Below are 24,857 nucleotides of genomic sequence, written 5' to 3'. Positions count from 1 at the left end.
TCAGCGCTCCTTTCGCGCGGCAGCGGCGCGCGCCTTGACGGCGTGGATCAGTGGGTTGTCATCGAGCGACACCGCAGTGGTCGCCATCGGCGCAACCGGCGACAGGTGGCTGGTGATCTCGGCGGAGTCGGCCTTGGCCGCGAGCAAGCACTGGCGGGCGACGGCCGGGGTCACGCCTTCGGCCAGCAGCGTCGCGGTCATCTGCGGCTGGCCGGCCAGTTCGCACAGCTCGGCGATGGCGAGGGCATCGCCGCGGGCTTGCGCGCGGGCAGCATCAAGATCGACGACGGCCGGCGCCGTCGCTTCGGGGGTGGACATCGTGGGGGTCTCCAAGGGGAAGGGACGCATCGCAGCGTCGAGTTCGGTGTGCATCTGCTGCACGGCATCGCTGAGCGTGCCGAGGTGATCGGCCAAGCCGACGTTGATGGCGTCTTGACCGAAGTACAGCGCCGCTTCAGTTTTGCGTACGGTTTCGGCGCTCAGACCGCGCTGGTCCGCGACAGTCAGGACAAACAGTTCGTGGAGGCGGTTGACCTCGGCTTGGATCGAATTGCGGGCTTCATCGGTCAAGGGGCCATGCGGCGTTCCGTCGTTCTTGCGCGCCCCGGCATGGATCGGCGTGTACTTCAATCCGGCGTTCGTGTCGGACTGCGATTGATCGACGTGTAAGGCGATCACGCCGATCGAACCGACACCGGCGGTGCGGGTTAGAAAGACGCGGTCCGCCGCACTGGCAATGGCGTAGGCGGCCGAAAAGGCGGCATCGTTGGCCACCGCCCAGATCGGCTTGCGCGTTCGGGCCGCGTGGATCTGGTCGGCGAGATCGAAGACGCCCGCGGCTTCGCCGCCGGGGCTGTCGATATCGAGGACGATGCCGCGGACCGACTCGTCGGCCAACGCCGCATCCAGCCGGCGCGCGATCGATTGGTAGCTGGTCAGCCCGGACAGCGCGTCCAACCCAATCGTTCGCTGCACCAGGGTGCCGTGGACCGGCAAGACGAAAATGCCGTTCTGGGTCTGCAAGGTGGGCGGGGGTGCCGGACCGGGCGGCGCCATCTGCGGGGGCGGCAGAGTTTGCAGCTCGAACTTTGGCGCCAGCACGCCCAGGATGACTTCCAGCTTGGCGCGTTGAATGAGCAGCGGCGTGTTGAACACGCGCGCCGCCAGGTGAGGCAGTCCGGTCATTCGGTAGGCTTCGGGTCGCTGGCCGCGGAATCGGCGGGAGGTGTTGCGTGCTTGACGCCGTTACGGGCGACGACGCGCGGATCGGTGTCGAGGACCAGGCCAAGCGCATCGGCGCGCTCGGTGTCGGCGGCAATCTCGCGGTCGATGGTCTCGGCGTCGTAGCCGGAGCTGGCGATCGCCTCGGAGCGCGACAGCAGTCCGGCGCGGATCGCCAGGATCATCGCGTTGAACTCCTTCTCCGGATCGACCCAACTCCAGCCCTGGGGTACCCATTTGCAGGTGCGGTACTGGCGCTTACGGCGTCGATAGCCCGGCAGCTCGATCGCACCCGACAGCACGGCCGCGTCGACGAACGCATTCCAGATCGGCCGGCACAGCTGGTAGACCAGCACCGCGTGCTGGACCATCTCGCAGCGGCGCCGGAACTCCAGCAGGCCCGCGCGAATGGAGGAGTAGTTCACCCCGGACAGGTCGCCAGTGAGCTGCTCGTAGGTGATGCCGATGGCGGCTGCGACGGCACGGAACTGAGCGCGCAGGAATGGGTCGTAGCTCGACCCCACGTCCGCCGGTTGCGAGAAGGTGACGTTCTCGCCGGCTTCGAGGATCTGCAACGTGCCCGGTTCCAGGCCGAGCGGTGCATTGCCGGACTCGTCGGGCGGCCCGTCCCCGGGCAACGGATCTTCCGGACCGTCGCGGGTGATGAAGCCGGCGAACATGGCCGCGGTCTTCTTACGGACCAGCTCGGCGTCGTCGTACTGATCCAGCTCATTGAGCTTGACGAGCGCGCGCGCCAGCCACGGCTCACCACGGATCTGCCCCGGCCGCAGTGGCCGGAAGATATGCAGAATTTCGGAAGCCGGCACGCGGAACGTTTCCATGCCGCCATGCCGCGACATCGGCGCCATCGCCCCGTCCTGCGGATGCGACAGATACAGGTGGTACGCCACGCGTCGACCGAGACGGTCGAACTCGATGCCTGCGCGCGTCAGGTTGCCGTTCGGCTCCTCCCGGTTGAGCGACATCGGGAGGTGCTCGGGTTCGAGCACCTGCAATTGGAGCGGCACGACCAGGCCGTCTTCGTCGCGACGCGGGCGCAGGCGCACCAAGCATTCGCCGCCCTCCAGCAGCGCGCGACAGGCCAGGGCCTGCAAGCCGTACAGGTCGGTCAGTCCGGCCGCGTCGGCCTCGTCGCACCAATCCCGCCACAGCGCTTGCAGGGCTTCACGCTGCGGCTGATCGGTGAGCAGCGACTGTGGCTTGATGCCGGTGCCGACCGCGTTCGCGACGAACGCCTCGATCGCGGCATTGGCCCAGGCATTGCGCCGGACCAGGTCGCGCGAGCGCACCCGCAAGGCGTCGCCGGTCGCCAGCAACGCGGCCACGGCACCCGGGTTGCTGGGTTGCCAGGCGGTCGAGCGGCGGCCGTAGCCCGATGCTTCGTGCACGGGCGAGCCTCCGAACATCGAGGTTCGGAGGCGGGACCACCAACTCATCAGAATCCTTTGTTCGTGGTCACGCGCAAACGGCGGACGCGGCGCGGCTGGCCTTCGGTGCCGGCGAGCGCGGCTTCGATCTCGCGGATCGCGGCCAACAACTCATCGACGGACCTGTACTCGACCAGCCGGTCGCCGAAACTGACGCGGCGCTCGCCGCGGGTAAGCGCCGCCCTGAGCGCCTTCAGCTGCTCATGGGTATAGGGAAGATCAGACATTGAGAGAAATCGAAGTACAGAAACGACGAAGCCGCCCAGGGGGCGGCTTGTGTCTTGATGAAGTAATCGGCGCCCCAGATCCGGGGCCGATGGTTACGCTATGGAATGGGCTTGCGGCTCAGAAGTTCATAGCCACGAAGTAGGGATGCCCGTGCTTCCTTGAAGGTAAACAAATCCATGTAGAACGCCACCCCGATTTCGGTTTCGGGGTGATTGATGCTGGAAACGGTGTTGTAACCCTGCAGGCCCTCGCGCCTCAGCAGTGCGCCGAGCTCACTCAGGCGCTTGCGAACCTCGACCCGTCCGCCGTGAATCCCGATCAGTCCATCGTCCACCAGGTCCTGCAGCATGTCCTTGACGTCGGTGGAACCCTTGAAGAATGTCGGGATCATGATTCCGCTCGTTTAGTGTTCTCTGCGCGCCGTCCTATCGGCTCCCGCCGATTGGCACCACACATCATGCACCGAGCCATTGGCTTCGCACCAGCCTGCGCGAGCGACGCCCATTTGCGACGGTACTCGCTCCTGCAAATGCCTGGCTATGGGGGATATCCCTCAATGCCTCTGTGTCATCTGACGCACATTTCTTCATGATCTTCAGGCTGCGCTCCAACTCAACCCAGTTACGTTCCTCGAAACGATCGACGCCCGCCTGCATCGCCGCGGCGCGCGCCATGACGTAGCAGTCCAACGCCTCGTTTCGATCCCGTCGCTTCTCCCAGGTCCTAACAGGGTAGCCATGGCGGTCCCGGCGGCTGATCAGATGCTCGGCCGTCAGCTGCTGAAGGAACTCGCCGTCGATCTTCGGCAGATGGATGTAGCCGGCTGGGAATGCCGACTGTCCGTTCGGGCCGATCTCGATCGACAACCGCAGGGCGTTGTAGAACTCCAGCTTGGCGATTCCGCCCGCAATGGCGAACAACTTCAGGCCCCGGCGCAATCGCTTGCCCGGCACGCTGACGTCCACGGCGGTCGGTGTACCGATCAGTGCCGTGCCGCTGCCCACGCCCTTCATCGGCAGTAGCCGCGGGTCGCTGACGCCGCGCGCAAACGCATAGGCTTCCTGCGTCGCGAAGCCGGTGTCCAGGCCCATGCGGGTCAGCGGCAGCAGTGCGCCGCTGGCGTGGGTCCACTGCTCCGATAGGATCGCGCCCAGCTCATTCCAGACCGCGGCGCGGGCGGTGTCGCCCATCAGCACCCGGTGCTCGACCAGCCAAGTCTCCCGAACGCGCCCGAACGCCCAGACCGAGACCTCGATGCGGTCCTTCTGAATGTCGGCTCCGCCGGTCAGCAACAAGCCACCGGCGGGCACGCTGCCGATCCGGTAGTCCTCGCGCCGCTCCAGCAGGCGCTCCCAATCCGGGGCCTCGCCTTCCTCTTCCCAGGTCTCGCCGAGCTCGGTGTTCTTGAATGCCTTCAGCGCCGTGGCCGATCCCTGCGCGGATTCCCAGGCGGCGGCGATGTCCGCCCAGCTGCGCCAGCCGACCGGGGAGTACAGCGACGACAGGTGGTAGCCCGCCGTCTTGCCCTTGTTCTGCGGCGCGGTCGCCCGCCATTCGCCGCCCGCCAGCATCGCGGTCTTGTAGTGCTCGCCGATCGGTTGCTCGCAGGACTCGCAGATGTAGCGAGCGGAATGCGGGTCGCCCCAGGTCCAGCGCAACTGCTCGAACCGGAGCCATTGCGCATGGGCGCAGTGTGGACACGGCACAAAGTAAAGACGCTGGTCGGAGGCCAGGTACTCGCGTTCGATGGTGCTGGCGCCGGCAATCGTCGGCGTAGAGACCAATAGGATCTTGCGCCGGGTGAAGGTACGGGTGCGGGCCTCGGCCAGCGCCACCGCATCGCCTTCGCCCTCCACGTCGCGCGGATAGCCGTCCACTTCGTCCAGAAACAGGTAGCGCACCGGCATCGAGCGCAGGCCCACCGCGCTGTTGGCGCCGGTCAGGACCAGGACGCCGCCGCGGAACTCCTTGGCCAAGATCGTGTTGCCGGCGTCCCGCGCGCGCGAGGGCGCAATGTGCTCGCGTAGCGACGGTGATTCCTCGATCAGCGGGTTGATGCGCTGTTTCGAGTTGCGCTTGGCCATTTCGACTGTGGGCGCCACGGCCATCATCGGCCCGGGCGCGCAGGCGATGACGTAGCCGATCCAGTTGTTGCCGCACTCGGTGCCGCCGACCTGCGCGCCCTTCATGAAGACGACGCGTTCCGTCGCCGAGGCCGGAGACAGGTCGTTCATAATGTCGCGCAGGTACGGCGTACGCGCCGTACGCCAGCGGCCGGGTTCCGACGACGAAGTGCTGGACAGCACCCGGTCCCGGTCGGCCCAATCGGATACGTCGAGAAATGGATCGGGCGTCAGACCATCGCGCCACGCCTTCTCAACGTGGTCGAAGCCGTCGTACAAAGATCAATCCAGTCGAGCGTTGAACTCCGTGAGTTCGGTCAGGTGCTGCCGCACCTCGCGCTCCAGCGCGACGTGCATCGTGTGCGGGTCAACGTCCAGTTCGGCGGCAAGCATCGAGCTGATCCGCGCCGGCCAGTTCAGCCAGGCGTCGCGCTCGGCCCGCGCCAGCGCGAACACCTGCGCCATCGCCTGTGAACGATCGATCAGCTCACCCTTGAGCTGGGCGATGCGCAGCTTGTGATGCTGCGCCTTGAGCACCTCATTGGCGGTGCGCGCCTGCGCGTAGGTGTTGCTGCCGCCCTTGGTACTGACCGGCGCTACGCCAGCCAGGTCGTCAACGGCCGCGCCGTTTGCCGCGCGCGCTCGCACTGGCACTGCCAAGGGCGGGTCCGGCGCGCGGGTGCTTGCCGCCCATTCGGCGTCGGCGCGAGCCGGATTAATCGTGCCATCTGCCTCGGCGCTGATGCGTCCGGTCGCAATGGCCTTGCGCACAGCGGTATCCGACACGCCACGGTGGCGGCCGTAGGCCCGGATGGAAATTCCCACGCTAGAAGGATTCGACTCGGTAGAGCTTCTGCGACCGCCGGCCTCGGCGCGATGGATGAATGAAAGAACTGAAGTGGGTATACCCAGCACCCTATGGGCGCTGGGGTTTGCATCCTCCAGATCAGCGGGCGGCAGCCTCGTGAATGAACTTGTCAATCAGCGCCGCGAGATCAGGCTCGTCCTCGATAAGCACGTCACCCGCTGTGCAGACGGAGTTCACGATGTCCAGGCAGGTGATCACCATCTCCTTCGCGGCTGCAAGTTCTTCGCGCGACAAGGCAACGGGCTTCAGCGCATAGATCATTGTATCCAACCAGTAGTAGCACTCGTTCAGATCGCTGAGGGTGCTGCGGAAGCGGCAGGAAGGTTTGTTCGCCGCGTTGTTGCGGCGAACGCATGAACGCTTCCTTCCAAAGCAATCGCAAGCGAATTGAAACCGTTGCCCACACAAAGACAGCGCGCAGACAGCTTCCAGGTGGAAAGACGAAGAGCGAACGCCCCAGCACCCTATCGGGTGCTGGGGTCTTACCTCTCGGACTTACCGGTCAGTCAACTTCGTGTGGACTACCTCAAGAATGCTTTCCCAGTCGGGCTCGACAGGCAGGTCCACGCCAGCCTCATCGCACATCATTCCCGAAAACTTAGTTTCGCGGGGCGCATTCCGCACTCGAGATCGTCCTTTCCAAGTGACGTAGGGCCAACCTTAGCTTTGGCTGGTACTCGGCATCGATGACATCCAAGACCTGCATCAATCAGACCTCGCGTACCACGCGACGGAGTTGATGCACATCGCAGGATGTTAGTCCGCGCAATCGTTAATCGACTGGATCATCTCTTCGAGATTGGCGCGAAGGCCGAAGTGCATGCCTTGCCCCTCGAATATCATCGCCAACACTTTCAAGGTCGTATTGGCGAAAGCCTTGGCCGCTGTCAGTTCGTCCTCGTCCAGCGACGGTCCGGTACCAAAGACCATCGCCCCGATCTTTTCCAGGCAGGCCTCCTGAAGCTGCTGGGTGGTTCGGAAAAGATGCGTGTGCGGGAGTTGAATATTCACTTTATTCCTTCGTTGCGCCGCTCCGTTGCGGCGACGACATGAACGCTTCCTTCGCGCTCGAAGCCAAGCACATGTCGGGATAAGAACGAGCGTTCTCCCGTTCTGTTTAATCGTTGGGCGGCGTTCGGTTGGAAGCTTTACGGCAGTTGTCTGCGTCAGGAATAGGCCACGATTTGTAGGATCTTCCGCTTGGCTTTCATCGAACTTGAAGCGTTCATGCGTCCACCCCAACGCAAGGCCACGGAGGCCGACATGAATAGCGAACTCTTTACCACTATCGCGCAGCAGCACCTCGGCGTCGACACCTTGGAGGCTCAAGGTCTCGATTCGCTGGATTTCCACAGCCTCGGAGGTTGGGGGATTAAGGCAGCGCTGACCGCCGCCTATTTGGCCGGTTACGCCGCCTCCGCGCGCGCCGTCATCGGCAGCGGCACCCGCGTCGATAAGCTACCGACCGAGCGGCACACGATGGTCGGCAATACGTGGCTCGGCGAGGGCGGGACGAGCGAACTGCCGAGCGTCTTCGGGGCCAGAACGGTCATCACCACGCCCATCCCCGAGAAGGCTCTACTTCAGAATCGCTGGGAGGCGGACCGGGCCAGTACGGAGCTGATCCCGACGGCCATCTTGCAACGCCGAATCCTCTAATCCGCGATGCTCACGAAGCGCCCATCGGGGCGATTTTTTGTGCGCGTTTGATGAAGTTGTCTGACAGCTGTACGTGTTAAAGAACGCTCGTTCTTAGTCGCGCAATTCGCTTGGCTTCGGTGCGGAAGGAAGCGTTCATGTCCCCACACCAACGACGGCCACGGAGGCCCACGATGCAAAGTGAAACCGAACAGCTCAAGGATTATCTGCGCGGAATGAAGCGCGGCAACACCAACGGCCTAGCGCAGATGAATGCAATCAACGATTGGCCCGGGACCGCCCAGCGCGAGCTGGAACGTAGAGCCGCCTTCATCCTCAAGATGTTTCCCGATGAAGTCTTGCTGGGGCTAGCCAGCGGCGATATCGAAATACGACAGGCCCTTGTCGATGTCGTTGCCGAATGACACCAGCGCGCGCCCGGCCTCGACCAGGTGCGCCATCCCTGAGCACGACTTCTGGTTCCTGAAGGCCATCCACTCAGCCGTGCTGGTCGCAGTGACCACCGGGACCGTCGACCTCAACCAACTCGCGCGCGCCGAAATGATCCGGCGCGGACTCGACCCCGCAGGGGATTGGGTCGGCCGCAACCGCGCGCGGGAACTGCACACCCACCACACCACTAAGGAGCACACATCATGACCCAGATCGAATTGACCCCGAGCCAGCGCGCCGTCCTCGACCGCGCCGTCGAGACCAACGGACGCGTCGAAAGCTTCCCCAAGAATCTCGGCGGCGGAGCGCGCGCAGGGGTGATGCGCGGTTTGCTGCTCAACGGACTCATCGTCGCCGACGGCGCGGGCCACGCGCTGACCGACATCGGCTACGAGGCGGTTGGCCAGCAGCCCCCGGCAGACGCCAACGCCGGCAGCGACGCGGGCGACATCGCGACGGAAACCGAAACCGCCGTCGAATCCGCCATCACTGGCGAGCCGGTCGGCGCACCCGGCGAAAGCTCGCCCGAGGCCGGCGACGGCTCCAGCAACGGCGAGGCGAGCCTTACCACCGCGCCGTGCCCGGTCGCGGCTAAGGCGGCTAGGGCGGCGAAGCCGCCGAAGCTGCCCAAGCCGGAGAAGGCGAACCGAGTCGAGCAAGTCGTCACCATGTTGCTGCGGCCCGAAGGAACCACCATCCCCCAAGTGATGGAGGTGACTGGCTGGTTGCCGCACTCCACGCGCGGATTCTTTGCCGGCGCGCTCAAGAAGAAGGGGTACACGCTCGTCAGCGACAAGAGCGGCAAGGAAGACCGCGTGTATCGGATCGCGACGGAAGCCCGCATCGAAGCGGAGGATGACCGCGCTGGCCGAAGCGACGAAGCCGGGTGACCCGACTGGCGGTCGGGGACTGATCCCGGCCGCCGCCACTTTTCGGAAACCTGAAATGAGCCGGATGCGTGTGGCGAATATCAGCAGCGCAGTGCTCTATCAAGCCTGATTCGCAAGAGGCGGGACCCCAGCGCCCATCAGGTGCTGGGGTGTTCCCTCTTCATAGGCTTCCTGCTCGGCGGCCGTCTGCCTTGCGAAACGAGCAATGGAGCGTTGATTTCGTTCTGAAACGAAGCGTTCATTGGTTCCACGGAGACCACGGCATGAACCAGTGCATGACGAGACAAGCTGACGCAATACTGGCCGCACTGCCTGAACTGCTCATCGACTTGATCAAGTATCAGCTCATCAACAACGTCATCGGCACGTATGAGGAGCTGCGCGACTACTTCATCCGATGTGGACTTTCGCGCGCACAAGCGGACCGCGCCGTCGAGTACCGCGATGACTACCTATGCGGAGTCCATTGGGGGCGCGAGACACCGATTCGAACAGGCGGAGCTCAGCGCTATAACCCCAAGACGGGCAGGGTCGACACGGCTTAGTTAAGGACTTCCAAGGCGGCGCTCAGAGAATGCCCGCCGCTTTCGTCCTGTGAACGGTCGTTCTCGTCTGACACCTTAACGACTTCGGGTTTCTGCGCGGTTCCGCAACTAATGACTTGGCTTCCGCCGGGAATGAAGCGCTCATGTCCACACGCCCACCACGGAAGACCGACATGACCACGACGACCATTACGCCCCGCAACCAAATGGTCCGATTTGCGCGAAAGGCTGAGAGCCTTTCTTGGGTCCAGCGGGAACTGAGCCACCTGAACGTCCGCGCCGAACTAGCGTTGGTTGTCGCGACCAAAGACCTGGCCGCTGAAGAGTACGACGCATTTGCCAAGCAGTTGCTACGTGCCCGCGACTGGCTAGCCGACTTCGACGGCATCTGCCACGAGGTACTCGAAATTCGGTCGCCGGATCGAACCACCCTCTACGTGAAGCCGAACGGCAGTAACTATGCCCACTACGTCGGCTTGGCGGTTTGACAACCGAAGCGCCTGCGTCACTTTCCCAGTCGAGATAGTGACTGGTGACTTTAGGCTCCCTGATCTTGCCGACTAACGGCTCCGGGGTGGCCCAAGATCTACAAGGGTTAATTGAGGCTTCTGGCCTTCGCTCGTCGAACTACTCGAATCGATGTAAGCGAGTAGGGCCCGCGCCTGCGCCTCTGTAATGAGTCCCCGCTGCCAGGCGTCTGCAATCGCTTCGATGGCATCGCGCAGGCTCAAGTACTGGGTAGCCGTCAGGGTGGGATGCCGGGGCTGACCTTTGGGCATGATAGAGACCTTTCGAGCGTTCGAGAATACATAAAGAAATGCTTGTGAAGAGGCCGTGTGGGTGCAGACGCGATCATAGTCGCCCTAGACATGCGGGGCGCGGATCTGGGCGGCGACCTGCGGAACCAAATGCGGGGAGCTAATCAGATTTCGAAGCCCATTGCACCGACGGAGCAATTCTCGTTGTAGTACGTCGAGCGGTTCATTCGACCTCGGGGTGGGCTTCGGCTATGGCAGCATCATCGAAGAGCACGCCGTCGGACTGTCGCAACGCAGCCTGGCCCGTGTGGTCTTGCCAGCGCCGGACGATCACGTCTGCGTATTTCGGGTCCAGTTCGATCAGGCGCGCGCGGCGGCCGGTCTTCTCGCAGGCGATCATCGTCGTGCCCGAGCCGCCGAATGGATCGAGGATCAGATCGCGGCTCTTGCTGCTGTTGCGGATCGACCGTTCGACCAGCGCCACCGGCTTCATGGTCGGATGGAGGTCGTTCTTGCTGGTGCGGGCGATGAACCAGACGTCGCCCTGGTCGCGCGCGCCGCACCAGAACCGGTCATTGCCGTCGCGCCAGCCGTAGAGGATGGGCTCGTACTGCCGCTGGTAGTCGGCATGGCCCATCGTGAACTTGTTCTTGGCCCAGATGATGAAGGTGGACCAGCGACCGCCCGCTGCGCGGAAGGCATCTTGCAGGCGGTCCAATTCTGACGACGACATGGCCATGTAGACCGCGCCCTTGGTCGCCGTCAGGATCTGCTGACAGGCGGCCTGCAGGAAGGCGCCGAAGTCGGAACCGAGGTTGTCGTTGAGGATTGGGCGATGCTTTCCGCGGAGCTTGTCCTTCGGGTTGTTGGCGTAGTCGACGTTGTAGGGCGGATCGGTGAACGTCATGTCCACCAGTTCGTCGCCGAGCAAGGCGGCGTAGTCGTCGCCGCTGGTGGCATCGCCGCACAGCACTTTGTGGCTGCCGCAGATCCAGACGTCGCCGCGCCGAGAAACCGGATGCTCGGCCGGCTCGGGCACCTCATCGTCGTCTGTCAGTCCGACCTGGTCATCGATCAGCAGCTCGTCCAGCTTGTCGTCGGTGAAGCCCAACAGGTCCAGATCGAACTCCGCGTCGCGAAGCTCGACCAACTCCAGCCTCAGCAGCTCCTCATCCCAACCGGCGTTCTCGGCCAGGCGATTGTCGGCGATGACGTAGGCGCGCTTCTGCGCCGGGGTCAAATGGGCAAGCTCGATCACCGGCACTTGCGCGAGTCCCAGTTGGCGCGCCGCCAGTAGTCGACCGTGGCCGGCGATGATGCCGTTGGCGCCATCAACCAGGATCGGATTCGTCCAACCGAACTCCACGATACTGGCGGCGATCTGCGCTACCTGTGCATCGGAGTGCGTGCGGGCATTCCGGGCATAGGCGAGCAGGCTGCCTACGTCCTGGTACTTAACAGCTAATTGAGATGTTTCCAAGTGGTCCCGTTCAGAACGTGGAGAATGGTTCGGTGAGCAATGCCGAAGCGTTTACTGAGTTCGATCTGGCTTGGTCTGTCGCTTGGCGAGTGCTGTCGTATTTCGAGCACATCGCAGCCTTTCAGTCGTGCTCGCCCGTGTTGCTCGCCCTTGAGCAAGGGCGGGCGCAGCGTCCCATGACGACGTTGGTCGTCGATGTTCTCGCTGCGAGAAGCCCATCGCAGGTTCTGCGGAACATTGTTGAGACAGTTGCCGTCGAAGTGCGCAACCTCGGGCTTGTCGGTGGGGGGTAATCCGTGAAATGTCATTGCAACTAGCCGATGCACAGTCGTTCTTGGACCGCGCGAGCTAAGCATTACGTACCGGTATCCCGAACCCGCAATCCAAGGCTTGAGCACGCGCAGTGTTTCCGAGTTTCGGATCGTGCCGAGGCTGGACGCCTCGTATCCCGGTGCAATTGGGATCGGACGCCACTCAACAGACGCGATCGCCTCTGCCAGCTCGATGCGAGAGGAGGCAATTGGCATCGGAACTCGGCAAGTGCGAACCGGATGGCAAGGACTGCAAACCCGAATGAAAAGATTGACGCTAGCGGGGTTTTGCGGCTAGGCCCCCCGCGCGATCTATGCTGTGGGAAGGACCCGCGATTTTCGGCCACACGGCGCAGCGAGTGGCCCTCAGTGGGCCGTCGTCCGGCTTGGCGCGGGGAGGGGCACGCGCAAGACGCAGGAGGCGCGTAGCGCCGCAGAGGCTACATCGTGGGGCTTCTGCAGCTTTACTGCGCCGGATCGATAAGCGGACTCGCGGCTCCCAAATCAACTCGGTTGGGAGGACAATACGGCGGCCGGTTGTCGATAGCCTCGATCCGATCCGGGGGGAAGCATGAAACTATACGTAGTCACCTTACTACGCGCGACCAGCCCGGCTTTGGAATTTTTCCCGCTCAGCGATATAGCACTGGCCGCGTTTTCGAGATTGCGCTTAGCTTGGAGCATTTCGGTTCTAGAGGAATCACATGCGCAAATCGTGCTGAGCTATAAGTGGCTGTCGCGAAGGAATCCCGAGAGGACTGCCCCGAAAGTATTTGACGAGTTCGGGCTGGTCTGGTTGAAGAACGAAGTCTTTTGTAAGGCTTATCAGGTCTAGTAGGCACGTACTCGATGAGACAACGCAAACTAGTCATCACGAGGACGTGCAGCGCAAAGAGCGCCATAAAGTCAGTTATTGACCTTGCAAACCGCACCTTGAGCGCGTCGGCTTTCCCAGCTGCAAAGCACAGGCCTGCCCATCAAAAGTACCTACTGATTAACCTGCCGACCAGCGGTACCCAAAGGGTCGTCGTGCAGCGAGAAGATGGGTCGACGCTCTGGATGAGACGACCGATGAAGAAGCATCTCGTTGTTGTCACAAGAAGGCCGGGCCAAGAGACTTCGGTCGGTGACCTCGGCGAGTCAGCTCGATGCGCTCTCGAACGCATCCCCGGTGTTTGGAACTGCAAGCTCCTGAAAGGAGCGCCCGGCGAGGCCACGCTCAGCTTTGAAACCGAGAAGCCGGAATTGCCGCACTGGCTCGACGCAAAGCTCGCCGACCGAGGGATGGCGCTGGACTATGCCGAACTGTGCGACTGGCACTCCTAGTTCACGAAGCGATTCCATGAACCGAAATGTCATCTCACTAAAGCGAGATAGCAGCAGGCTCCTCAGCGCCGTGCCACTGGGTGAGCTCGGTGTTGCTGCGCTGGACGACCTGACCGGCACGGTGGAAGTGAAGGCCGAGTACGAGACTATATTTTCCGTGGAAATTTCGTTTGTTTGGATAAGTCACGGTATGCCGATCATCTCCGACGAGCATCTGCACCATTTCGGCCTCGAAGTGAACTGCTGATCCGTCGCGTTGCCGGCGCACCACGATCAGCATGCCGACTAGGCTAGAGAAAAGCCGAAGTGATTGGAATTCCCCGGTCTTCGCATTTTCCCTCAATCAGAATCGCCTCTCCCAGCGGCACAAAGTCATAGCGACCTCATGAATCCCATCGAGCGCGCTGGCGAATGTGACGAACCACTGGGTGCAGTAGGGCTGCGTGCGATAATGAATGTCTGTTGGCACATTTTTAGTGTGTGCCTTTGTGCGCGCTAACATGAATTGAGAAAGATCTTTGTCGCAGAAGTTTTTACACACCTCCCCACATCCATCTTGCTAAGGCATAATCGGCGCCCCGAGTGGCTAAAGCCTTATTTCTGCGCTTTAGGGCGGGCTGCACCGATGTAGGGTGGCGCCGATATACCAGTTTCCTATTGGATCAGTTCGATGGCGCTGTTGTTCGTATCTGCAGGAATCACCCAGGAGGAATAGGTCGTGCCTGCATGATGCTCGCCAGTAGTGCTGTTGCCTGACATTTACGAAGCGATTCGGCTCTCGACTGGGCCGTAGCGCCTTACCTCAAGCGAATCATATAGATGGCCGACGAACGGTCCTTGACTCAAACCCGGACAGAGCGAGCATGACGTTAAGGGCCCGGGAATGACGACCATGGGGAAGTATCTGGTAATCCTTGCAAGAGCATCTGGCCGATTCTCTAAACCTAGAAGTATCGGCCCCCTAGCTTGTAAGATCCTTGCGCAGGCGTCTTGCATACAAAAGTGCAAATTGCTCCATGAGACGATTAACGAGGCGACCCTGTGCTTCGAGACCGAAGATCCGAAGTGGCCCGATGTGCTCATTGCCCTGCTTCGAGATCAAGGCGTGAAACTAGTGCACGCTGAGTCAGGCGACTGGCTTACTTGACGTGCCGCGCTCGACGAGTAGCTGTCAGCGATCAACTTCACGCTAAATGACACGCTTTCCGTGTGACCTCGACAGTCTCGTTTTTAGATTATTTTGCTAGGCTGCGCGCCGATGTGTTCCGTGTAGGAAAAGTAATGCCGAAGTTGATCGTCCGTAGAGTTCCGTTCCACCACAGTTCCATTGGTTCATTTCGGGATGATGTATTGACAGCGATACGCGCATTGCCAGGCGTGACATCTGTCTCGCCACTCCTGGAGAGTGATGACGCGCTAAGAATAGAGTTTTCCTGGAAGGAGTCGCGCTACGACATGATTGAGGACCATCTCAATAAGTACGGCTTCACCTCTACCGACTAGAGCACATTAATGAACTCCAATGGCGCCGACGCACTGCAATCAGCATGCCGACTAGGCTAGGGCAAAACCGGGGTGTTTGGGACACCCCGATTTTGCAACCCTGGGGACACAAGGTGACATGCAGTGTCAGGAGGACAAAGGCGCCGTCGAAACATCCGACAACGCCGCAGAGAAGCGGGGCAGCGGCCCATTGAGGTGAACGGTCACCAGCACCAGGGCGTGCTGCCACCGACGCCAGGCCGTCTTGCGGATCAGCCCAGTCCGCGTGCAGACCTCGCGCCACGGCACCTGCTGGGCACGCAGCCAGACCAAGCGCCGTTGCTCCTCGTCCAGCCACCGCAACCAACGCACGGTCTGCCCGAAGCGGTCGATCGCCGCAGGCGATGCAGCAAATCGCAGGACGATGCGCTCGTCCGAGTAGCCTTCCCATGACTGCCGCTGGATGTCCGGCCAATACGACGCGTAGCCCTGCACCTTGGCTGGCGGCAGTCGGCGGGCGGTGATGGCCGCCTCCTGGAACTGATCGGCGACCTTCTGCACGGTCCAGTCAGCCATTCGTCTTATCCCGCTTCCCGTACAGGCGCTCTGCAATCTGGCTCAGCAGTTGCCGCTCCACCCAATCCAGGCGCGCGTCCTCGGCCGAGACGACGAGCAGGCCTTGCTCACGCCAGCCTTCGCGCTTGAGGCGGTCCAGATCCAGCGTCTGCGGCACGAAACGACCCAGGGGCGAGCGATATCGGAACTCGGACGTGATCATGCCGTCGTCTCCCGGGCGATGGCCCAATGGAGCAGTGCGAGGGCGTCGGCCTCGTTGTCGTCCTCGGGCCGATGGCCCCAACCCTTCGCCGCTTCGATCATCGCCGCCTTGTCGGCATTGCCCTTGCCGGTGGCGAACTTCTTGATCGTGCCGACCGGGACGCCCTGGTACGGAACAGCGTGACGCTCGCACCACGCAGTGAGCTGGGCCAAGAACCCGCCGTAGACGTGGGCGGCATCGACGCCGCGATGGCGGCGCACTTCTTCGAAGTAGAGCGCCGAAGGCGGTCCAGCAAAACGCGAAAGCTCATCGAGCCAACGGACGAAGCGCAGGTAGCGCATGCCGCCGCCTTCGAAGCGGCCGACCTTGAAGTGCTCGGTGCCGCTCATGGCCTGACCAGATAGGCGCAGGGCCCAACCCAGCGTCGTGCCCAAGTCGAGCGCCAACAGTGTCGGCGAGGTGTCACCGACGACCTGGGTGGCGGATGGGGCAGGGTTGCCGGTTAATGCGCGTGTGTGCGCGCGCACGCACACATGAGAGGGAACCGGCATCTCTGCCCCATCCGCCACCTTCTCGCATAAGTCATTGATTTTAGCCACGGCTCACGCCTCCGAACTGTGCGAAGGATTTCGGCTTCAAACTCAAGCCGGCGAAATAGCGCGCGCCCTTGCCGCCCTTGTACTTGGTGAACTGACGCGTAGTGAGAAGATCCGAGAAGCGCTTGACCGAGCCCACGAACTCACCGCTGCCTTCGGCCCATTCGCGCCAGTCGGCGAACAGATCGGCGACGAGGGCCTTCGACTGCGCATGCACAAAGCAGCGCTCTTCGATCCAATGTCCTAGCGCGTCCTCGCCTTCGAAATACTCCTCGGTGGCATCGACCACGCACTGCGGCGGGCACAGACCGACCCCCTGCCATTGCAGGCAGCCATCAATGGCCCAGGTCATGATCCCGTCGCGCTCGGCCAGCAGCTTCTCGGTCAGACGCTTGTCTCGCCGCTCTGGCGGGATGGTGACGGTGAACGGCACCAGATGTAGGCGCCGCTTCATTGCCTCGTCGGCATTACGGATCGCCGGCTTGTGATTACCAGCCACGACCAGCTTGAACTGCGGCGTGTACTCGAAGAAATCCTGCCGCATGAATCGCGCACTGACCGTATCGCCGCCCGTGATCGACTTGAGCTTGGACTCGTTCCAGCGCCGGCCCTGCTCAGTCTCGCTGGCGGACACGAAGCGCGCACCACGCAGGCCGGCCAGTTCGGTCGGATGGCGGTCGTGACGCGATTCCATGAACGTGTCCATCGGCGCGTTCGTCCCGTAGTCGCCGAGAATCGTCGCCAGCACGTTCACGAACACAGACTTGCCGTTAGCCCCGGTGCCGTACAGGAAGAACAGCGCGTGCTCGCGGGTCACACCGGTCAGGCAGTAGCCGGCAACCCGTTGCAAATACGAGGCCAATTCGACATCGCCGCCGGTCGCATCGTCCAGGAAGTTCCGCCAAGTCGGGCAGTCTCCCTGCGGACTCGCCGTGGTTAGCTTGGTCATATGCTCGCCCCGGGCATGTCGACGCAACGTTCCATCCCGCAGATCCACGATCCCGCGCGGCGTGTTCAACGCCCACAAATCGCTGTCCCAATCTTCGGCCCGAGAGGCGTGACGGGGATCGCTACGGGCCAAGCGCTCAACGCCGCTCACGGTCGAAGCTGACGCCAGCTTTGAACGCTGCGAGGGCTTATCGGCGAACGCTTGCGCTGCTCGGCAGACGCCGCGCACGAGATGCTGCAGGACCAACGCCCGATCTGGATTCCAACGTGTGCCGGTCCAGCTAAGCCACTGACCCCAGGCCGCGCAGTAGGACCAATCATCTGCATAGCGTCGGGTGAAGGCCAGGCCAAGGCCGTCGTCGCTGCTCCAATCTAGGCCGTCGAAGTCGATCGGCGGCGGTGCGTCGTCGTTGCCGGGCGAAAGGAAGGTGCGCTCGCCCGCGCGCAGGAATCCATCGATGTCGAATCCGTCCACGGCGGCGTCCGCCGCATCCCAACCGAGCGGCTTGTCTTCGGGTAGGTGCAGCAGTGCGCACGAGTCGGCGCCGGCCTTGAAGGCAGCCTGCGCCGCCTGCATCGCGTACTCCCAGCCGGGTTTGTCTTTATCGGGCCAGATCAGTACGTGCTTTCCGCAGAGCGGCGACCAATCGGTCTTGTCGATGGGCGCGTTCGCGCCGTTCATCGACGTTGTGGCGCAGGCGCCGCGCTCGATCAATGCATCGGCCGATTTCTCGCCTTCGACCAGGACGACCTCGGTCGCCGCGGCGACGCCCGGCTGGTTATAGAGTGGCCGCGGCGAGGGTGCCTGGTGCTTGCGTCGCTTCGCATCCCAGGGCCGGTACTGCTTGCCCTCCGGCGGGTCGTAGCGATACACACACGCGATCAGCTCGCCGTCGGTGCTCAAGTAGTCCCACCGCGCCGTATGCGGGCCCAGTTCGTCCAGCGTCGGTTCCGACCGGCGCCGCCTGGGCGACGAGTCGGCCGCTGGCGCCGGCACATGGCCCGCCAGGTCGGCTGCGCGATCGAGCACCGCGGCGAAGTCGTGCCGCGTGTCGAGCCCGGCTTGCGCTGCGATCAAGTCGAAGATGTCGCCGCCCTCGCCGGTGGCGTGATCGTTCCACAACCCGGCCTTGTCGCCTGTTAGCGCGATCTCCAGGCTGTCTCCGGCCGCGCCGTGGACATCGCCGATTGTGAATCTGCCGCGCCGCGACTTGCCGTCGGGAAATAGTGCCGCTAGCAACGCCTCCAGCCGCAGCAGAAGCGCGGATCTCACCTCCGCTCGTCGGGTTTGACCGTTTGGTGCGGACGCCGGCTCAGCGTCGTTGAAATCGTTCCATGTATTCAATGGGGCAGGCTCCAGCAGCGGTCCTGCCAGGGGCAGTACCGACAGGTTTGATGGGTGGGGGTTGTGCTGATGCGGGGCAGGAGCTCAGCGGAATCGCAGGCACGTAGGATGTGGACGGCACGGTCCGATGCACGCTGTGCCAAGCCGCGGTCAAAGTTGACCCGCTCTGCATAGATCGCCATGTCGTCGGCGCAGATCGCCGTGAAGAGCGCCGGATGCTCATGGAGACCGAGGTACGCTTGGTAGAGGGCCACCTGGGTCGCGTAGACCGGGCGGCTGGCGGCGAGCCGCTTCTTCCGAAGCTCGCGAAACGTCTTGGCGCCGACCGCTTTGTTTTCCCAGAGCATCGGATAGCGGAAGCCGCTGGGACCGGCGACGATCACGCCATCGGCGTGGCCGCGCATCCTGCCCTCGGCAGCGGTGAATCCGTACTGCTCGCCGTGCTCGTTACGAGCACGCAGGTCGAAGCCGGCTAGGCGCAACCAGTCCGCCATCCAGTCTTCGACCCGGTGGCCGCGGGCAAACACGCGCAGTACACGACCCGGAAAGTGCCGACCTGCATCTTTCGGGGTATTGAAGTATTGGAACTGCAGGCGACGGGCGCAGTCTTCGCCAAGGCTGGACGCACCGAGGTAGGCACGAGGCGGCAGCAAAGCCGCGTCGCGCTCCATGGCTCTATCGACCAGGGTTCCGACATGTTCGGATAGGTCATGCGTGTTGAAATCAAGCATAAATTCGACGTCGAAAGTGCCAAATGCCAAAAAGAAAATGGCAATGCCAAAACTCAAAATGGAATCGTGTCGTTCTCAAATCCGTCGAGTGGGGGCGCCACCTTGTAGCCGACCGGATTGGACTGTGCTCGTACCGACGCTTCGTAGGCCTGGGTGATGGCTTCGATGACCTGGGTGGCTTGCGCCTGGTTGTAGTGGCCTAGCGGCGTGTCGAACCCGATGCGGCCAGCGACGGAGGCCAATGCCTTCAGGCATGCGCGCTGTGCGTCGTGGGTGAGTGGGTGGGTCACAGGCAATAGCTCCTCTATCGACGCCGGATCGCTCCGGCGTCGGGTGTCGTAGAGTTGGTGGAAGGCGTTCTGGCACGTCGTCGAACAGAACGCCCATCGGTACGGGGTACGCCGGGGATCACTGATCCGGCGGCGCACGTCCAGATGGCCGAAGCCACGTGCGGGCTTGCCGCAGGCCCAGCACAGCGTCATCGGCCATGGCGGGAATGGTCGAACACCCGGTTGCGGTACTCGATCAACGCCTCAGCATGTCGATCGTGTTCGCGAGCCAGCGCTCGGTAGTGTTGGATCTGTGCGTCAAGATCGGCGCTCGCCAGCAGGCGCAACTCCGTAAAGATGCCGTCGCCGTTTGGATAGCGTTCTTGCAGCCGTGCGGTGTGTGACATGGACGCGCCGCCTTACTGAGCCCACGCCGGGCGACTGGAGGCCGGTGCCGCCTCGGCTTGCACACCGTTCGCCACGTGCGCCGGTACCGCCGCCGACTGCGCGCTGTAGCCGTTGGCCGATGCAGCGACCGATCCCATGGCCTCTTTGTATTGGGGGTGATCGGGCATGATCGGGATCTTGATGACGGCCTTGTCTTCGCCGTAGCTGTCCTTTTCCCAATCGACTTTGCCGACGAACACCAGGCCGTCGAGGTCGGCGAAGCTTTCAATGCAACGGCCGGCCTGGGCGGCGGCACTCATGTCGTCGGGGTGTAGACCGTGCGCGGAATTGAGCGCGCCCTTGATGAAGCTGCGGCCCATTTGGCCCCAGGTCGGTCCGTTCGAGCTCTGCAGACCGATCAGCGACCAGAGTTTGCGACGCGCATATTTGCCTTCGAGTACCACGAACTCGCCGTTGAGGTAGACGGCGCCGGTATCACCGCGAGTCGCCCAGCCGTGCAGCCAACCCTGGCTCGGGTCGTTGTAGCCACCGGGCTTGATGGTCATGCGGACTTTGACCAAGGTGCCTTTGGGGATGAGGGCGAACGCCGGACTCTCGGCGTCGTTGAAGTTGTTCCAGACCGACATGAGGTTTCCTGCGAACTAGTGGAGGGAGGGAGGATTGGGGGCTGCCGCCTCGGGCGCCCCGAGCTTGCGCATGAGCAGGCCCAGGTCCGGCGGCTCGACCAACTCCAGGCGACCGGATCGGTCCTTGGCGGGGAACCCCCAGGGATTGGCGGTGTGGCAGACGAATGCGCGGTACGGCGGGCCGTCGCCGTTGGTGATCTCGGCGAGCGTGATCACCTCGTCGACGATGCCCGGTAGTTCCAGGCCAGTCTTGGAGCCGTCGATCTGCAACTCGTAGAACTTGCGGTTGAACTCGTCGGTGCGCTGGTCGAGGATGCCGACGAACCAGATGTGCTTATCTCGGGTGTGCTGGATGTGGGTCAGCCAGGCCACCATCTCCTGACCCATCAGGCCGTAAGCACCGCGCATGTCGGGCTTGTTGGCTCGGTCCGAAAACGCCTGGGGTTGGCCTTTGCACCACTGCAAGCACAGCCGGCCGGCGACGGTAATGGAGTCGAGGAAGATCGTCCGGTACTTCTCCAACCCGACCGGATCGCCATACCGCTGACGCGCGCGATCGTAGTGGTCTTGGCTAAACGGCTGGCCGTCGCGCAGTGCAGGGTTCGGACCGCCGAGCAGCACGGCGATGTCGCGGCATTCCTCCCACGTGCGCGGGCGCAGGCTGTCGCCGGGCCAGTCCTTTACGGCCAGGTCCCCGGCTTCGATATCTACGAACAAGGTCGTGCTCGGATTGAGCGTCCACAGCTGGAAGGTCTTGCCCAGGCCCCAGCGGCCGACGAGGACACCTTTGACGCCGCGGACCTCGGTCAGGCGCTGATCCGCGGTGATGATCGGCAGGGTCATCAACGGCCTCCCAAGAGTTTGCGCAGCAGGTCGTTCCATGGGTCGTCCGTGGGAGCGGGGGAAGTGGACTGGGCGGGGGCCGGCATCGACCTCTGGTCTCCGGCACGCGGAGCGTCTGCGGCGGAACGGCGGCGTGAGCTACAGAGAAGCCAAATGCAGGCCTCGTCGTCGTCCGCCACGCGGATGGACAAAATGCTGCTGCAATATAAAATTGTGATTTTCGTCACGCTTCGTCCCCGGGCGCGGACAGGCGGAAGCTTGGCTTGCCGGTCTTGAGGGTGCGTGCGGCGTCGAAGGACGTGCGCAACGAGGCGGGCCAGGCGTTGTACCTGGTCTCGCTGATCCGATAGGTGACTTCCACGAACTCGGCGGGGTCTTTGCCGGCGGCCCGGATACGCTCGACGATGCGCGCGAGCTGCGCCTGGTCCCACTCCACCTTCTTCGGCAACTCAACGCTGACGCGGATGTCACCATCGGCAAAGGACACCGTGCCGGTGTCCTTGTCGGCGGCCAAACGCTGTTGCGCCGCGATGTAGCCGTACTTCAGGTCCAGCGCTCGATCGATCCAGTCGGCGTTCGCTTTGGCGGTCGCAAGCGCCTCAGCCGCCTGCTTCTTCAGGTCGAGCAGCATCTCGGGCGAATAGTCCGCCAGTTCGGATGCTGGCCGACCCATGCAGCGTTCCAATAGGGTCATGCGGCCTCCCCGGCGGCTTGCGGGGCGGTACTCGGCGCGCGGCATTCAAAGTGCTCAACGTCGTCGAGCCGGTATCGGACGACCTGGCCGACTTTGAACGAACGCGGGCCGATGCCTTCGCTGCGCCACCGCTTGATGGTGCGCGTGGTGACGCTCCAGCGATCGGCAAGTTCTTCGGTAGAAAGGTTGGGCTGGCTCACTACAACAACTCCTCTCATGCGATGACACGAATGTGCTTTCGCGGAGAAGCGTCGTACAAAGCCGGCTAGAACCGAAAGATGGAAACGACTAGATCGGAGACTAGATCAAGCTAGAAACGACTAGAAGCAGAGAGCACCGAATCGCATTCGGATGCTTCAATCCGAACGAAGCATGAACCAAAATTGGATTGTGCTGTCCCGCACCGGCCGGAATGCACTTGTGATATTGCGCACATCATGAATGGCGCGATAGGCTTCGATTCAGTTCCAGCCACAACTCTAAAGTGGTCTTCAACGAAGGACCCACTATGAACAACGGATTCGTTCGCCATACCTCCTCAGTGCGCCTCTCGGGCACGCTTCTCCCTCTACTCATGCACGTCGGCATTCCGGCTTTCAGCGGATCGCTGATGGCGATCGCTAACGCTCTACATGAGCAAAAACTAGGCGATTTGGTGGTATCGGCTTCGCCGATTCGCTGATCGTTCACTAGTCCAAGAGAATTCCATCGGGCCGGCGACGGCCTGCACGGGGCCTTGTGTCCGCGATTCGTCGCGGTAAGGAAGTTCTACTGTGCTCCAGAAATACCTCGACCGGTTCAACAATGAGCCGTATGGCCCGCTGTTGCCCGCAAATAACAGCCGATTCTTCAAAACGTTGGTTCTGATCGGTGCGTTGTTCCCTGCAAAGCGCGCCGTTCGTAGTCAGTGCAAGGTGTGCGCCGCCGAACTGCTTCGCCACGCGTGGACCTACGACGATCAAAGTCTGATCTGCCTCAAGTGCGGCGGAAAAGTTGAACTTTGGCAACCGTTTGCGGCAGCGCGAGTACGAGAAGACTGGCTGCCGGCTCAGTTATCAGCGCAACTCGCCGATGCAGAGCCGGTGTGCCTGGTGCCGAATCGTCTTTGGCGCCTAGCGACAGTTTCGATGGGGCAGAGGAACGTTTCCGTGTACCTGTTCCGTTACATCTGGACGGATGACGTAGACCAGACGATCGCGGCGCTCGATGCAGACGCCGCCGAGCGACAGGTGTTGCTTACGACCAAGCGGATCGTGCCGACGGAACTGAGTGGAAACGGGCGAATGGCTATCCCGCTCGTCAAAGTCGCGAGGATTGAGCGCGAGGGGCTGGTGACGAGCGTGGAACAGTTGGAAACAGCGATTGCTTTGCTTGACCCGAACCCAGAGAACTCGACCCATGCCGGCAGGTGGTTCGAGCTCAGCGACGATGGATCGGTCTTGCGCTTGCAAGGGGAAGAACTCTCACTTCAAAGGAAGCAGCGGGCGTTTGTGCTTGCGATAGCAGAAGCGCACGACGCCGGCCAGCCCCGCCCCAGACAAAGCTGGGTGCTGCGGCGGGCGGGCTACAGCACCAAGAACACGAGTATCTCGCAAATCTGTAGTCGCAAGGAGTTCACGCGATTCATCGATTGGAAGAACGGGGAAGTCGCGATCCGCAAACATCTGCTGCCGCCGACGCTATCGGAAGGTAAGGACAACCTATGAGCAAAGACCATGGAAGCATCACATCGAGTACGCCCGAGGAGCGGGTAGCGCGGATCGCCGATCTGATCGTGACTGCATTGCGACGTCTGCATCGGAAGGATCTTCGTACGCGTGGTTTCTCCGGAAAAGTTGGGCTTGATAACGACGGCGAAACGAGGGTGTATGACCACCCCTTGGAGAGCCGCGGAGGCCCACTGTGATCGAGAAAAGTATTGCGCAGAGAACCCTGGCCGCTCAGGTAGCGGCGCTCCCGCACCTGACGTGGAAAGAAATCAAAGTGAAGTGGTTGGAGTACTTCGGCGAGCCGCCTGGCGTGAACAATCGCCGGTATGCAGTGCGTCGACTGGCCCATCGCCTACAAGAAGAGGCGTATCAGGCCGATGAGAACCCGCTCATTACGAGCGACGCCAAGCGCATCCAGCGACTGGTCGAAACCGGCAAGGTCACCCGCCGTACCACAGCGCCTGCGCCGACGCCGGGTGTGGTCCTAACACGGGAGCACGCCGGCCGACTTCATCGCGTCACGGTATTGCACGACGGCGGGTTCGACTACGACGGCAGGCGCTACGGCAGCTTGTCGAAGATCGCCAGGGAAATCACCGGGACGCGCTGGTCGGGGCCCGCATTCTTCGGGCTGCGACCGCAGACGAGTAAGAAGGGAGAAAGACATGAGCCGTGAAAAGGAAGTGGGCAACGTTGTGATCTACGCGCGCTCGGACGTGCCAGACCCTCGCGCCATTTTGCAGCAGTACGCGCAGGCGCAGCGAGCAGCCGAGGAAGCCTTCGGTGAATCCGCGACGGTCACCTACTGCGACGACGGCATGGCCGGATCAACGGTCAGGCGCCCGGGTCTGCAATCAATGCTTCGGCACATGGACGCCGGGTTCGTCAGAGCCATTGTGGTCGCGTCCGATGACCGGCTGACTCGGTCGTACATGGACGACCTGCGGCTTCGGGTTCGATTTGAGCTCGCCGGTGTGCCGCTGATCGTCGCGAGAGGGCGGCCCGCCGAGGCATCGGAAGCGGATGAAAGTCTCGCGGTCGAGAGACCTAGGTGCGACGTGCCTCAAACCGGGCCTTCTGCCCCGTGGCTGGCACGCGCGCTGTCGGCCCTGCGTATCAAAAGATACTGAGGAACGCAT

At 62.5% G+C, this 24,857-nt stretch carries 33 protein-coding genes; 12 read left to right on the top strand and 21 right to left on the bottom strand.

Features of this window, described 5'->3' with window-relative positions; all coding sequences use genetic code 11:
* The 8 genes from ACTOWK_RS20055 to ACTOWK_RS20020 form a co-directional block, all read right to left on the bottom strand.
* Positions 1 to 1,185: a S49 family peptidase gene (locus tag ACTOWK_RS20055; RefSeq protein ID WP_441331859.1), complete on the bottom strand. Its 1,185-nt coding sequence runs from the start codon at positions 1,183 to 1,185 to the stop codon at positions 1 to 3.
* On the bottom strand, positions 1,182 to 2,648 hold the full coding sequence (locus tag ACTOWK_RS20050; RefSeq protein WP_441331885.1) for a phage portal protein: 1,467 nt from the start codon (positions 2,646 to 2,648) through the stop codon (positions 1,182 to 1,184). Before ACTOWK_RS20050 ends, ACTOWK_RS20055 begins: the two co-directional genes overlap by 4 nt.
* 29 nt (positions 2,649 to 2,677) lie before the next feature.
* The gene (locus tag ACTOWK_RS20045; RefSeq protein WP_441331858.1) at positions 2,678 to 2,896 is read right to left on the bottom strand and encodes a phage head-tail joining protein; all 219 of its coding nucleotides are present in this window, start codon (positions 2,894 to 2,896) and stop codon (positions 2,678 to 2,680) included.
* Between the two features lie 98 nt (positions 2,897 to 2,994).
* Complete coding sequence (locus ACTOWK_RS20040) at positions 2,995 to 3,288, bottom strand: hypothetical protein (protein ID WP_441331857.1); 294 nt, start codon at positions 3,286 to 3,288, stop codon at positions 2,995 to 2,997.
* A gap of 64 nt (positions 3,289 to 3,352) precedes the next feature.
* Complete coding sequence (locus ACTOWK_RS20035; protein WP_441331856.1) at positions 3,353 to 5,299, bottom strand: phage terminase large subunit family protein; 1,947 nt, start codon at positions 5,297 to 5,299, stop codon at positions 3,353 to 3,355.
* 3 nt (positions 5,300 to 5,302) lie between these two features.
* Positions 5,303 to 5,845 (bottom strand): elements of external origin, encoded by a 543-nt coding sequence (locus ACTOWK_RS20030; RefSeq protein ID WP_441331855.1) that lies wholly within the window; start codon positions 5,843 to 5,845, stop codon positions 5,303 to 5,305.
* 121 nt (positions 5,846 to 5,966) lie between these two features.
* Positions 5,967 to 6,149 carry a hypothetical protein gene (locus tag ACTOWK_RS20025; protein ID WP_441331854.1) on the bottom strand — a complete coding sequence of 61 codons (183 nt, stop codon included), beginning with the start codon at positions 6,147 to 6,149 and terminating at the stop codon, positions 5,967 to 5,969.
* A 495-nt stretch (positions 6,150 to 6,644) separates the two neighbouring features.
* Entirely contained in the window at positions 6,645 to 6,899 is a 255-nt protein-coding gene (locus ACTOWK_RS20020; RefSeq protein ID WP_441331853.1) for a hypothetical protein, read from the bottom strand.
* A gap of 189 nt (positions 6,900 to 7,088) precedes the next feature.
* Between ACTOWK_RS20020 and ACTOWK_RS20015 the strand changes: the two genes are divergently transcribed.
* The 6 genes from ACTOWK_RS20015 to ACTOWK_RS19990 all read left to right on the top strand — a co-directional run bounded on the left by ACTOWK_RS20015 (position 7,089) and on the right by ACTOWK_RS19990 (position 9,902).
* Positions 7,089 to 7,547, top strand: coding sequence for a DUF6900 domain-containing protein (locus tag ACTOWK_RS20015; RefSeq protein ID WP_441331852.1), 459 nt, complete (start codon positions 7,089 to 7,091; stop codon positions 7,545 to 7,547).
* Between the two features lie 173 nt (positions 7,548 to 7,720).
* Positions 7,721 to 7,951, top strand: coding sequence for a hypothetical protein (locus ACTOWK_RS20010; RefSeq protein WP_441331851.1), 231 nt, complete (start codon positions 7,721 to 7,723; stop codon positions 7,949 to 7,951).
* Positions 7,935 to 8,186: a hypothetical protein gene (locus tag ACTOWK_RS20005; protein ID WP_441331850.1), complete on the top strand. Its 252-nt coding sequence runs from the start codon at positions 7,935 to 7,937 to the stop codon at positions 8,184 to 8,186. Before ACTOWK_RS20010 ends, ACTOWK_RS20005 begins: the two co-directional genes overlap by 17 nt.
* Positions 8,183 to 8,869: a DUF3489 domain-containing protein gene (locus ACTOWK_RS20000; RefSeq protein WP_441331849.1), complete on the top strand. Its 687-nt coding sequence runs from the start codon at positions 8,183 to 8,185 to the stop codon at positions 8,867 to 8,869. Before ACTOWK_RS20005 ends, ACTOWK_RS20000 begins: the two co-directional genes overlap by 4 nt.
* 263 nt (positions 8,870 to 9,132) lie before the next feature.
* Positions 9,133 to 9,414, top strand: coding sequence for a hypothetical protein (locus ACTOWK_RS19995; RefSeq protein ID WP_441331848.1), 282 nt, complete (start codon positions 9,133 to 9,135; stop codon positions 9,412 to 9,414).
* Between the two features lie 173 nt (positions 9,415 to 9,587).
* Complete coding sequence (locus tag ACTOWK_RS19990; RefSeq protein ID WP_441331847.1) at positions 9,588 to 9,902, top strand: hypothetical protein; 315 nt, start codon at positions 9,588 to 9,590, stop codon at positions 9,900 to 9,902.
* Positions 9,903 to 10,395: 493 nt separating this feature from the next.
* Here the strand turns inward: ACTOWK_RS19990 and ACTOWK_RS19985 are convergent, their stop codons facing one another.
* The gene (locus ACTOWK_RS19985) at positions 10,396 to 11,652 is read right to left on the bottom strand and encodes a site-specific DNA-methyltransferase (protein WP_441331846.1); all 1,257 of its coding nucleotides are present in this window, start codon (positions 11,650 to 11,652) and stop codon (positions 10,396 to 10,398) included.
* A complete protein-coding gene (locus tag ACTOWK_RS19980; protein ID WP_441331845.1) occupies positions 11,634 to 12,179 on the bottom strand; it encodes an HNH endonuclease in 546 nt (181 codons plus the stop codon). The genes ACTOWK_RS19985 and ACTOWK_RS19980 overlap by 19 nt, the downstream gene beginning before the upstream one ends.
* Positions 12,180 to 13,034: 855 nt before the next feature.
* On the opposite strand from ACTOWK_RS19980, the gene ACTOWK_RS19975 reads away from it, so the two are divergent.
* Positions 13,035 to 13,289 (top strand): hypothetical protein, encoded by a 255-nt coding sequence (locus ACTOWK_RS19975; RefSeq protein ID WP_441331844.1) that lies wholly within the window; start codon positions 13,035 to 13,037, stop codon positions 13,287 to 13,289.
* A 16-nt stretch (positions 13,290 to 13,305) separates the two neighbouring features.
* Positions 13,306 to 13,536, top strand: a complete 231-nt coding sequence (locus tag ACTOWK_RS19970; RefSeq protein WP_441331843.1) for a hypothetical protein — start codon at positions 13,306 to 13,308, stop codon at positions 13,534 to 13,536.
* A gap of 1,382 nt (positions 13,537 to 14,918) precedes the next feature.
* On the opposite strand, the gene ACTOWK_RS19965 is transcribed toward ACTOWK_RS19970, so the two are convergent.
* The 11 genes from ACTOWK_RS19965 to ACTOWK_RS19915 all read right to left on the bottom strand — a co-directional run bounded on the left by ACTOWK_RS19965 (position 14,919) and on the right by ACTOWK_RS19915 (position 22,209).
* Positions 14,919 to 15,347, bottom strand: a complete 429-nt coding sequence (locus ACTOWK_RS19965; protein WP_441331842.1) for a DUF6362 family protein — start codon at positions 15,345 to 15,347, stop codon at positions 14,919 to 14,921.
* On the bottom strand, positions 15,340 to 15,549 hold the full coding sequence (locus tag ACTOWK_RS19960) for a hypothetical protein (RefSeq protein WP_441331841.1): 210 nt from the start codon (positions 15,547 to 15,549) through the stop codon (positions 15,340 to 15,342). Before ACTOWK_RS19960 ends, ACTOWK_RS19965 begins: the two co-directional genes overlap by 8 nt.
* Positions 15,546 to 16,148, bottom strand: a complete 603-nt coding sequence (locus ACTOWK_RS19955) for a crossover junction endodeoxyribonuclease RuvC (RefSeq protein ID WP_441331840.1) — start codon at positions 16,146 to 16,148, stop codon at positions 15,546 to 15,548. The genes ACTOWK_RS19960 and ACTOWK_RS19955 overlap by 4 nt, the downstream gene beginning before the upstream one ends.
* Positions 16,141 to 18,438, bottom strand: a complete 2,298-nt coding sequence (locus ACTOWK_RS19950) for a phage/plasmid primase, P4 family (RefSeq protein WP_441331839.1) — start codon at positions 18,436 to 18,438, stop codon at positions 16,141 to 16,143. The genes ACTOWK_RS19955 and ACTOWK_RS19950 overlap by 8 nt, the downstream gene beginning before the upstream one ends.
* A complete protein-coding gene (locus ACTOWK_RS19945) occupies positions 18,435 to 19,226 on the bottom strand; it encodes a PD-(D/E)XK nuclease family protein (RefSeq protein WP_441331838.1) in 792 nt (263 codons plus the stop codon). The genes ACTOWK_RS19950 and ACTOWK_RS19945 overlap by 4 nt, the downstream gene beginning before the upstream one ends.
* Positions 19,223 to 19,459, bottom strand: coding sequence for a DUF6511 domain-containing protein (locus tag ACTOWK_RS19940; RefSeq protein ID WP_441331837.1), 237 nt, complete (start codon positions 19,457 to 19,459; stop codon positions 19,223 to 19,225). Before ACTOWK_RS19940 ends, ACTOWK_RS19945 begins: the two co-directional genes overlap by 4 nt.
* Before the next feature lie 188 nt (positions 19,460 to 19,647).
* Positions 19,648 to 19,845 carry a hypothetical protein gene (locus ACTOWK_RS19935; RefSeq protein WP_223618970.1) on the bottom strand — a complete coding sequence of 66 codons (198 nt, stop codon included), beginning with the start codon at positions 19,843 to 19,845 and terminating at the stop codon, positions 19,648 to 19,650.
* Between the two features lie 12 nt (positions 19,846 to 19,857).
* Positions 19,858 to 20,472, bottom strand: a complete 615-nt coding sequence (locus tag ACTOWK_RS19930; RefSeq protein ID WP_441331836.1) for a hypothetical protein — start codon at positions 20,470 to 20,472, stop codon at positions 19,858 to 19,860.
* 15 nt (positions 20,473 to 20,487) lie between these two features.
* Positions 20,488 to 21,315 carry an ATP-binding protein gene (locus tag ACTOWK_RS19925; RefSeq protein WP_441331835.1) on the bottom strand — a complete coding sequence of 276 codons (828 nt, stop codon included), beginning with the start codon at positions 21,313 to 21,315 and terminating at the stop codon, positions 20,488 to 20,490.
* Between the two features lie 223 nt (positions 21,316 to 21,538).
* The gene (locus ACTOWK_RS19920; RefSeq protein WP_441331834.1) at positions 21,539 to 22,009 is read right to left on the bottom strand and encodes a hypothetical protein; all 471 of its coding nucleotides are present in this window, start codon (positions 22,007 to 22,009) and stop codon (positions 21,539 to 21,541) included.
* Entirely contained in the window at positions 22,006 to 22,209 is a 204-nt protein-coding gene (locus tag ACTOWK_RS19915) for a helix-turn-helix transcriptional regulator (protein ID WP_441331833.1), read from the bottom strand. The genes ACTOWK_RS19920 and ACTOWK_RS19915 overlap by 4 nt, the downstream gene beginning before the upstream one ends.
* A 308-nt stretch (positions 22,210 to 22,517) precedes the next feature.
* Between ACTOWK_RS19915 and ACTOWK_RS19910 the strand changes: the two genes are divergently transcribed.
* From ACTOWK_RS19910 to ACTOWK_RS19895, 4 genes are all read left to right on the top strand, one after another.
* Positions 22,518 to 22,691: a hypothetical protein gene (locus tag ACTOWK_RS19910; protein ID WP_441331832.1), complete on the top strand. Its 174-nt coding sequence runs from the start codon at positions 22,518 to 22,520 to the stop codon at positions 22,689 to 22,691.
* A gap of 91 nt (positions 22,692 to 22,782) precedes the next feature.
* On the top strand, positions 22,783 to 23,715 hold the full coding sequence (locus ACTOWK_RS19905; protein WP_441331831.1) for a hypothetical protein: 933 nt from the start codon (positions 22,783 to 22,785) through the stop codon (positions 23,713 to 23,715).
* A gap of 196 nt (positions 23,716 to 23,911) precedes the next feature.
* On the top strand, positions 23,912 to 24,394 hold the full coding sequence (locus ACTOWK_RS19900; RefSeq protein ID WP_441331830.1) for a DUF2924 domain-containing protein: 483 nt from the start codon (positions 23,912 to 23,914) through the stop codon (positions 24,392 to 24,394).
* Positions 24,384 to 24,848: a recombinase family protein gene (locus tag ACTOWK_RS19895; protein WP_441331829.1), complete on the top strand. Its 465-nt coding sequence runs from the start codon at positions 24,384 to 24,386 to the stop codon at positions 24,846 to 24,848. Before ACTOWK_RS19900 ends, ACTOWK_RS19895 begins: the two co-directional genes overlap by 11 nt.
* Positions 24,849 to 24,857: the final 9 nt, after the last annotated feature.

It is taken from the genome of Lysobacter sp. CA196 (assembly GCF_052078695.1).
Classification (GTDB): Bacteria; Pseudomonadota; Gammaproteobacteria; order Xanthomonadales; family Xanthomonadaceae; genus Lysobacter.
The sequence above is the reverse complement of the archived record's forward strand: the minus strand, read 5'-3'. Positions and strand labels throughout refer to the sequence as shown.